At 72.6% G+C, this 7,580-nt stretch carries 8 protein-coding genes; 2 read left to right on the forward strand and 6 right to left on the reverse strand.

Going from position 1 to position 7,580, the window contains the following annotated elements; all coding sequences use genetic code 11:
• Both CCS38_RS02130 and CCS38_RS02135 read left to right on the forward strand, forming a co-directional pair.
• Nucleotides 1-476: N-acetylmuramoyl-L-alanine amidase (locus tag CCS38_RS02130; RefSeq protein ID WP_223731461.1), on the forward strand; the 476-nt coding region annotated here is incomplete at its 5' end.
• Between the two features lie 142 nt (nt 477-618).
• Nucleotides 619-1,881, forward strand: coding sequence for a phosphodiester glycosidase family protein (locus CCS38_RS02135; protein WP_372456968.1), 1,263 nt, complete (start codon nt 619-621; stop codon nt 1,879-1,881).
• Nucleotides 1,882-1,892: 11 nt separating this feature from the next.
• Here the strand turns inward: CCS38_RS02135 and CCS38_RS02140 are convergent, their stop codons facing one another.
• The 6 genes from CCS38_RS02140 to CCS38_RS02165 all read right to left on the reverse strand — a co-directional run bounded on the left by CCS38_RS02140 (nt 1,893) and on the right by CCS38_RS02165 (nt 7,352).
• Nucleotides 1,893-2,087, reverse strand: a complete 195-nt coding sequence (locus CCS38_RS02140) for a hypothetical protein (protein WP_223731462.1) — start codon at nt 2,085-2,087, stop codon at nt 1,893-1,895.
• Nucleotides 2,088-2,186: 99 nt separating this feature from the next.
• Nucleotides 2,187-2,885: an ABC transporter ATP-binding protein gene (locus tag CCS38_RS02145; RefSeq protein ID WP_223731463.1), complete on the reverse strand. Its 699-nt coding sequence runs from the start codon at nt 2,883-2,885 to the stop codon at nt 2,187-2,189.
• Nucleotides 2,878-3,828, reverse strand: a complete 951-nt coding sequence (locus CCS38_RS02150) for an ABC transporter ATP-binding protein (RefSeq protein WP_223731467.1) — start codon at nt 3,826-3,828, stop codon at nt 2,878-2,880. The genes CCS38_RS02145 and CCS38_RS02150 overlap by 8 nt, the downstream gene beginning before the upstream one ends.
• Before the next feature lie 56 nt (nt 3,829-3,884).
• A complete protein-coding gene (locus CCS38_RS02155; protein WP_223731464.1) occupies nt 3,885-4,754 on the reverse strand; it encodes an ABC transporter permease in 870 nt (289 codons plus the stop codon).
• On the reverse strand, nt 4,747-5,703 hold the full coding sequence (locus CCS38_RS02160; protein WP_223731468.1) for an ABC transporter permease: 957 nt from the start codon (nt 5,701-5,703) through the stop codon (nt 4,747-4,749). Before CCS38_RS02160 ends, CCS38_RS02155 begins: the two co-directional genes overlap by 8 nt.
• Before the next feature lie 38 nt (nt 5,704-5,741).
• Complete coding sequence (locus CCS38_RS02165; protein WP_223731465.1) at nt 5,742-7,352, reverse strand: ABC transporter substrate-binding protein; 1,611 nt, start codon at nt 7,350-7,352, stop codon at nt 5,742-5,744.
• Between the last annotated feature and the right edge of the window lie 228 nt (nt 7,353-7,580).

Here is a 7,580-nt window from a genome sequence, read left to right on the forward strand (position 1 = left end):
ATGTCCACTGGACCCCGGCCGCCCCCGCCAACTACACCGCGGCGAACCGCCCGGCGCAGTACGGCATCGACATGGTGATCGTCCATGTCACGCAGGAGACGTATGCCGACACGGTCAAGATCTTCCAGGACCCGAAGAGGCAGGTCTCCGCGCACTACTGTGTGCGCTCGCGCGACGGGTACATCGGCCAGTTCGTCCGCGAGGACGACGTCGCCTGGCACGCGGGCAACTGGAAGTACAACACCCGCAGCATCGGCATCGAGCACGAGGGCTGGGTGGACCAGCCGAGGTGGTTCACGGACGTCATGTACCGGCAGTCCGCGCAGCTCACGGCCGCAATCTGCACGCGGTACGGCATACCGAGAGACCGTAAGCACATCATCGGACACGTCGAGGTGCCCGGGACCGATCACACGGACCCGGGCCGTTACTGGGACTGGGCCCGCTACATGTCCCTGGTGAAGGCCGCCGCCTGACGTCCGGGCGGCCGCCGGCCGGGCGGTGCCCCTCCCCGGAACGGCGGCCGCCACCGGAGCGACGCACGCCGGCGCCACGGCGCTTCTGCCCGCGTGCGCCCTCCGCCAGTGGTGTACTGCGTTGGCCCAAGGAACAGTCGGCGTGACAGCTGGGGTGATCGTGAGGCAGCGATTCGGTCGTGTCCGCGCGGTACTGACGGTTCTGCTGGCGGCCGGTGCGCTGGCCGGCGGCGGCGTGGCGGGCGACGGGAGCGCCGCCGTCTCGGCGGACGTGCTCCGTTCGGGCCGCGCGGCCCCGGCGGCGTCCGGGGTGACGTACACCCAGTTCTCGATGGCGGTGCCGCGCGGCATCGCTCGCGGTCATCTGCTGACGGTGGACCTGGCGAGACCGGGCGTCTCGGTCGACCTGCTGTACGCGGGCGCGGTCGGCGCCCGGAAGGCAGTGTCCACGATGGCCGGCGCGCAGGACGCGGTGGCCGGCGTCAACGGCGACTTCTTCAACATAACGGAAGGTCAGCACCCGGGTGTCGAGCCGACGGGCGCGTCCGTCGGGCCCGCGATCACCTCCGGGCGGCACCTGAAGTCGGCGGTACCGGACGGGCAGCGGTTCGGGCCCGCCTTACCGCCCGGCACGACGGCCGAGGACGTCCTCGCGGTGGGCCCGGACCGGCGGGCCCGGCTGGACCGGCTGTCGCTGCGCGGCTCGGTGGCCACGCCGGACGGCCGGCTGCCGCTGCGCGGGCTGAACCTGTACGCGCTGCCGGTCGACGGCATCGGCGCGTACACCCCGGAGTGGGGCACCACTTCACGGGTGCGCGCCACCTGTGGCACGGACACCGACCGTGCGGCGCCCTGCAGCAAGGACACCACCGAGGTCACGGTGCGCGGCGGCCGGGTCGAGAAGGTCGCGGACGTGCCGGGGCGCGGCGGCGTGCCCGGGGGCTCGACGGTACTGGTCGGGCGCGAGGAGGGCGCGCGGCAGCTGCGGAAGCTGTCGGTGGGCGAGCGGGTGCACGTCACCGACCGGCTGGTGGGGCAGCGGCCGGGCCCCGCGCGGTTCGCGGTGGGCGGCTTCCCGGTCCTGCGGGACGGGGCGCCGCTGCCGGGCCTGGACACCGTCGCGTCTGCGGTCCGTACCGCGGCGGGCGTCGGCGGGGACGGGCGGGTGCTGTACCTGCTCGCGCTGGACGGCAAGAAGGGGAATGCCGGGCTGACGATCGATGAACTGGCCGGGCTGATGACGCGGATCGGCGCCCGGGACGCGGTGAACCTGGACGGCGGCGGGTCCTCGACGCTGGTCCTGCGCGAGCCGGGGAGCGACTCCGCAACGGTGCGCAACCACCCTTCGGGCGGCGCGGAGCGACCGGTACCGAACGGGATCGGGGTCTTCGCGCGGCGGTTCTGAGGGGGCTGCTCTCAGGGCCGCACGCTGCTGACCAGGTCGGCGGCGCCGGAGAGACCGTTGCTGATGTCGGGGGCCAGGCTGCTGCCGGCGAGGAAGAAGCCGAGGAGCACGCACACGAGGGCGTGCGGGAGCTTCAGTTGCCCGCTGCGCAGAAAGACAACGGCCAGCACGACGAGCAGCAGGACGACTGAAATCGAAATAGCCATGGCGAACCTCCCTCGGTGGCCCGAACGGGCCATCAACGGCGCCAGTTTGGCGTATTTCGCGGCCTTCACCCGGCCGTCAGGCGTCCTCCGAACGGGTGATCACTGCGGGTCACCGGACGGCTGCCGTGGCCGCGAGGACGCATGCTGCGCCAGCGCCTCCCACCGCACCGTTCGGTCGCACCAGCGTTCGAGCAGTACCCGGTCGTGGCCGACGGCGAGCAGGCCGGCGCCGGACTCCGCGCGGTACTCCTCCACCACCGCGACCAGCGCGGCCGTCGTCGAGGCGTCGAGCATCGCGGTCATCTCGTCGCAGATCAGCCAGCGCGGCCGCAGGACCAGCGCGCGGGCGAGACAGGCGCGCTGCAACTGGCCGTCGCTGACCTCGTGCGGGCGGCGGTCGAGCAGTTCGGCGCCGAGGCCGACACGCGGTACCAGCTCCGCGAGCCGTTCCGCCGCCTCGCCGCGGCGGCCGGCCGCGCGCAGCGGCTCGGCGATCAGGTCGGCGAGCCGCAGCCGGGGATCGGCGGCGAGCCGGGGCTGCTGGAAGACGACGCCGAAGGCGGTGCGCAGCTCGCGCGGGGCGCGGTGCCGCCAGCCGGGCGCGGCCCGGCCGTCCACGACGACGCTCCCCCGGTCGGGGCGGTGCAGCAGGGCAGCGACCTTGGCGAGGGTGGACTTGCCGCAGCCGCTGGGGCCGAGCAGGCCGACCGCCTCACCGGGGGCGACGCGCAGGGAGACGCCGCGCACGACGGGCCGGGCGCGGTCGTATCCGGCGGTGATGTCCTTGAGGTCAAGCATCGGCGGCCTCTCCAGTGGCCAGGGCGGCTACCGGTACGTGGTGGCAGGCCACCCCGTCGACCGGCTCGGGCACGACGTCGCACGCGGCCGTCGCGTGCGGGCAGCGGACGGCGAACGCACAGCCTTCGGGGAGCGCGCCCAGCTCGGGCGGCTGGCCGGGGATCGGTACGAAGGCGCGTTCGGGGAGCGCGTCGAGCAGACCGCGCGCATACGGGTGCTGCGGGCCTGGCGCCCCGAAGAAGTCCGACGCGTCGGCGAGTTCGACGATCCGGCCCGCGTACATGACGGCGACCCGGTCGGCGATCCGTTCGGCCGCCGCGAGGTCGTGCGTGATCATCAGTAGCGCGCGCCCGTCGTCCGCGTGCCGGCGCAGCTCGTCCACCGTACGGTCCACCAGGTCGCGGTCCAGGCCGGTGGTCGGCTCGTCGGCGATCAGCAGCGGTGCCTCGCCGACCAACGCGAGCGCGGTGGCCGCGCGCTGCGCCAGGCCCCCGGAGAGCTGGTGCGGGTACCGGTCGAGGTGGTCGGCGGGGAAGGCCGCGCGCTCGGCTGCCCCCTCTGCAGCCGAGCGCAGTTCGTGGCGGGGGACGCCCGTCAGTTCGCGGACGGTCTCCTCCAGTTGGGCCCGTACGGTGCGTACGGGCGTGAGATGCGCGGCGGGGCTCTGCGGGACCAGCCCGGCCCGCCGGCCGCGCACGCTGCGGGCGAGCTCCTTCTCGGTGGCGATGAGCAGGTCGATGCCGGGCAGCGGTGCGCCGCCGGGCGCCGTTCCCGCGAGCCGCGCCGAGCCGGCCGTCCGCGCGTTGCCGGGCAGCAGGCCGAACAGCGCGGAGGCCAGTACGGACTTGCCGCAGCCGCTCTCCCCCACCAGGGCCAGGCACTCGCCGGGCGCGAGGTCGAAGGACGCGTCGGTGACGGCGGCGACGTGCCGGCCGCCGCGCATGCGAAAGCGCACGGAGAGCCCTTGTACGGACAGCACGGGAGGCGCTTCTACGGTGCTCACAGCATCAGCTCCGATCGGCGGCGCGGGTCGAGCCGTTCCCGCCAGGCGCCCGCGAGGCCGGCGACGGCCAGGGTGGGAACGATGATGAACAGTCCGGGGAAGAGCGTGGGCCACCAGTCGCCCGCCAGCAGGGAGCTGCGCGCGGAGTTGACCATGATGCCCAGGCTCGCTTCGTGGGCGGGCAGGCCGAGGCCCAAGAAGGACAGCGCGGACTCGTGCCAGATGGCGTGCGGCACCATCAGGACGGCGGCGAGGCCGGCCCGCGGCAGCACGCCGGGCAGTAGGTGCCGTACGGCCACCCGCCACCGCGAGGCGCCCCCGGAGACCGCGGCGTCCACGAACGGGCGGCCGCGCAGCGAGAGCACCTCGGCCCGGACGATGCGCGCGGTGGACAGCCAGTGGGTGAGCCCCACCGAGATGATCACCGGCCAGACGCCGGGCCGGAACATCGCCACGATGAAGATGCCCAGCAGCAGGTGCGGCACGGACGAGAACAGGTCCACGACCCGCATCACGGCCCGGTCCGCCCAGCCGCCGAGCGCGCCCGCCAGCGCGCCGACCGCGGTGCCGATGACCGTGGCGGTGAGCGCGGCGACCACGCCGACCAGGAGGGAGACGCGCAGCCCGTAGACACAGCGCAGCAGCAGGTCCCGGCCGACCTCGTCGGTCCCGAAGGGGTGTAGCAGGGAGGGTGCTTGCAGCTTGGCGGCGAGGTCGACGGCCTGCGCGTCCATCGGGACGAGCGGCGGCACAAGAAGGACGGCGAGCAGTACGGCGGCCATGATGACGGCCGAAGCGCCCACCCTCAGGGAGCGGTGGTCCCGGCCCCCATGGGACCGCGCGGGGTGCCAGGTGAGGTCAGCCATCGAACGCCACCCTCGGGTCGGCGAGTCCGTACAGCAGGTCCGAGAGCAGGTTCCCGGCCAGCACCGCGGCCGTGGCCAGTACGGTCAGCGCGGCCAGCAGCGGGAAGTCGACGCTGGTGGCGGCATGGACGGTGGCTGCCGCGATGCCCGGCCAGCTGAAGACGGTCTCCACCAGCAGCGCGCCGGTGATCAGTTCGGGCACCCGGGAGCCGATCAGGGTGAGCACCGGCAGCAGGCCGCTGCGCAGCGCGTGGTGCACCAGGACAGTGCGCTCGCTCAGGCCCCGGGAGCGCGCGCCGCGCACCGGGTCCTCGGCGAGCGCGTCCCCGACGCCCTGGCGTACGTACAGCACGAACCACGGGAGCTGCGAGACGGCCAGCACGAGGGCGGGCAGGACCACATGGCGGGCGACCTGGCCGGCGGTGGCGGTGCCGCTCCCGGTGTCGGTGAGGCCGCCGGCCGGCAGCACCCCGAACTTCAGCGCGCACAGCCAGATGGCGAGCAGGCCGAGCCAGAAGGGCGGCGCGGCCTCCAGTGCGTACGCGGTGCCCGTCACCGTACGGTCGAGCGGACCGCCGCGCCTACGGGCCGCGAGCACGCCCAGCAAGGTGCCGAGCAGGACGGCGAGTACGAAGGCGAGCGCGCACAACAGGACGGACCAGCCGATGCGTTCGCCGATGACCTGGGAGACCGGTGCACGCAACGAGGCGGAGTCGCCGAGGTCGCCGGTGAGGGCGCCGGTCAGCCAGTCCCACCAGCGGGTGATCAGGGGCTGGTCGACGCCGAGGTTGTGGCGGAGCTGGTCGAGGTTCTCCTGCGACGCGGTCAGGCCGGCGGTCCCCGCGTACGCCTTGACCGGGTCGAAGGGCGAGGCCGCTGCGATGGCGAACACCCCGAAGGTGACGGCGAGGAGGACCGGGACGGCGAGCAGGGCACGCCGTCCGGTCATCCGCGCCATCGGCCCCCAGGGCAGGGACTTCAGAGTGCTCACTTCTTGGGCTGCCAGTCCTCGACGTTCCACCAGGGGCCGGAGGCCAGGCCGTGGTCGTGCGGCTCGACCTGAGTGGTCAGCCGCCGCTCCCCCGGGACCTGCCACGTGTCGTTCACCACGTACAGGTGGTCGATGTGAGTCAGGAAGATGTACGCGGGGTCCTTCTGCAGCTCGCGCTGGACGGTGTCGTACCCGGCCTTGCGGCGGTCGTGGTCGTCGGTGCGGCGCGCCTCGACGAGCGCCCGGTCGATCCTGCCGTTCTTGTACCGGGACATGTTGTTGAAGCCGTCGCCGGCGAGCGAGGAGTGCAGCAGCAGGTACTGGTCGAAGTCGGGGTCGGCGGGGCTGCCGCCGCCCGCGAGCACCGCGTCGTGCTTCATCCGCGGTTCGATGACCTCCCACGTACCGGACTCGACCTTGGCCTCGATGCCGGCCTTCTTGGCGTCGGAGGCGAAGGCGAGGGCGTGCTCCTGGCGGAGCTTGTCACCGGAGAGGTACCAGAGGGTGAAGGAGGCGCGCTGCTTCCCCTTCGTGCGGATGCCGTCCGCGCCCTTCTTCCAGCCCGCGTCGTCAAGGATGCGCGCGGCCTTCTTCAGGTCGTGCGCGCGCTCGGTCCCCTTGGCGAACCACGGGCTGTCGGTGGGCACGGGCCCGTAGGCGGGCTTGCCCGCGCCGTTCAGGATGCCCTTGACCATGGCGTCGCGGTCGACTGCGAGGTCCAGGGCGCGGCGCACTGCCTTGGCGCCGGTGACCGGATTCGCGGTGGGCAGCGTGACGTTGCGGTAGTCGAAGGTCTTCGCCGTGTAGGTCTTCTTGTCGTGCGCGGACTTGAAGGTGGCGGCGAGGTTGGGCGGGAGGATCGCGCCGTCGAGGTCGCCGGAGCGCAGCCGGGTGGCGCGCACGTCGTCGTCCTTGATGATCGCCATGGTGAACTTCTTCACCTTCGGCGCGCCGCCCCAGTAGTGCGGGTTGGCCTTGAAGGTGAGCTTCTCGCCCTTGGACCAGTGGGTGAGGACGTACGGGCCCGTGCCGACCGGGTGGGTGGTGAAGGAACCGTTGTTCACGTCCTGCTTGCCGGCGACGTGCTGCGGGGCGATGGGCAGGACGGTGCGCTCGGCGAACGGCGCGTAGGGGTACTTGAGGTGGAAGACGACCGTACGGTCGTCCTTCTTCTCGATGCTGTCGATCGCGTCGAGCTCGGTCTTGGAGGCGTTGTTGGTCTTCTCGTCGAGGATGGTCCGGTAGGTGAAGACCACGTCGTCGGCCGTGAGGGGCTTGCCGTCGCTGAACTTCACGCCCTTGCGCAGCGTGTAGGTGTACGTCCGGCCGTCGTCGGAAACCTCGGGGAGCTTCTCGGCGAGCGCGGGCTTGAGCCGCATCTCGGCGTCGTGGGTGAGCAGCCCGTCGAAGATTTTGGAGTTGCCGTCCTTGCCGTAGCCCAGCAGCGGGCTGAGGCTGTCCGGCTCGTAGGCGATGCCGACCACGGCGGAGTCCTGCGCGCCCGCGGCGCCCTTGGCGTCGGACGGCGTGGAGCAGGCCGCGGCACCGAGGGCCAGCGTCGTCGCCAGGGCCGTCGCGGCCACTCCTCGTATCGACCGGGCGGACATGCACCACTCTCCTCTTGCTTCAGCCGTCTCACGCCGCCTCATGCCGAGGCAAAGCTTTTGCGAACGACTCGCAATTAAACAACATGTAAGAGAGTGCGGACAGCCACGGTCCTTACCGATGACAGACGCGGTCCTTACCGGTCGAGGTCGCGGCCCTTACCGGTTGCGGGGCGGGCGGTCAGTCGCCGAAGCCGCCACCGAAGCCCCCGCCGTCGCCGCCCCCGAAGC

This window comes from Streptomyces purpurogeneiscleroticus (assembly GCF_020024005.1).
GTDB lineage: Bacteria > Actinomycetota > Actinomycetes > Streptomycetales > Streptomycetaceae > Streptomyces > Streptomyces purpurogeneiscleroticus.

What these genes read in the sequence shown, in the direction of transcription:
- CCS38_RS02145 (WP_223731463.1), bottom strand. Translation starts at nt 2,885, where the DNA reads ATGCTTGACCTCAAGGACATCACCGCCGGATACGACCGCGCCCGGCCC.
- CCS38_RS02155 (WP_223731464.1), bottom strand. Translation starts at nt 4,754, where the DNA reads ATGGCTGACCTCACCTGGCACCCCGCGCGGTCCCATGGGGGCCGGGAC.
- CCS38_RS02150 (WP_223731467.1), bottom strand. Translation starts at nt 3,828, where the DNA reads ATGCGCGGCGGCCGGCACGTCGCCGCCGTCACCGACGCGTCCTTCGAC.
- CCS38_RS02140 (WP_223731462.1), bottom strand. Translation starts at nt 2,087, where the DNA reads ATGGCTATTTCGATTTCAGTCGTCCTGCTGCTCGTCGTGCTGGCCGTT.
- CCS38_RS02165 (WP_223731465.1), bottom strand. Translation starts at nt 7,352, where the DNA reads ATGTCCGCCCGGTCGATACGAGGAGTGGCCGCGACGGCCCTGGCGACG.
- CCS38_RS02160 (WP_223731468.1), bottom strand. Translation starts at nt 5,703, where the DNA reads ATGACCGGACGGCGTGCCCTGCTCGCCGTCCCGGTCCTCCTCGCCGTC.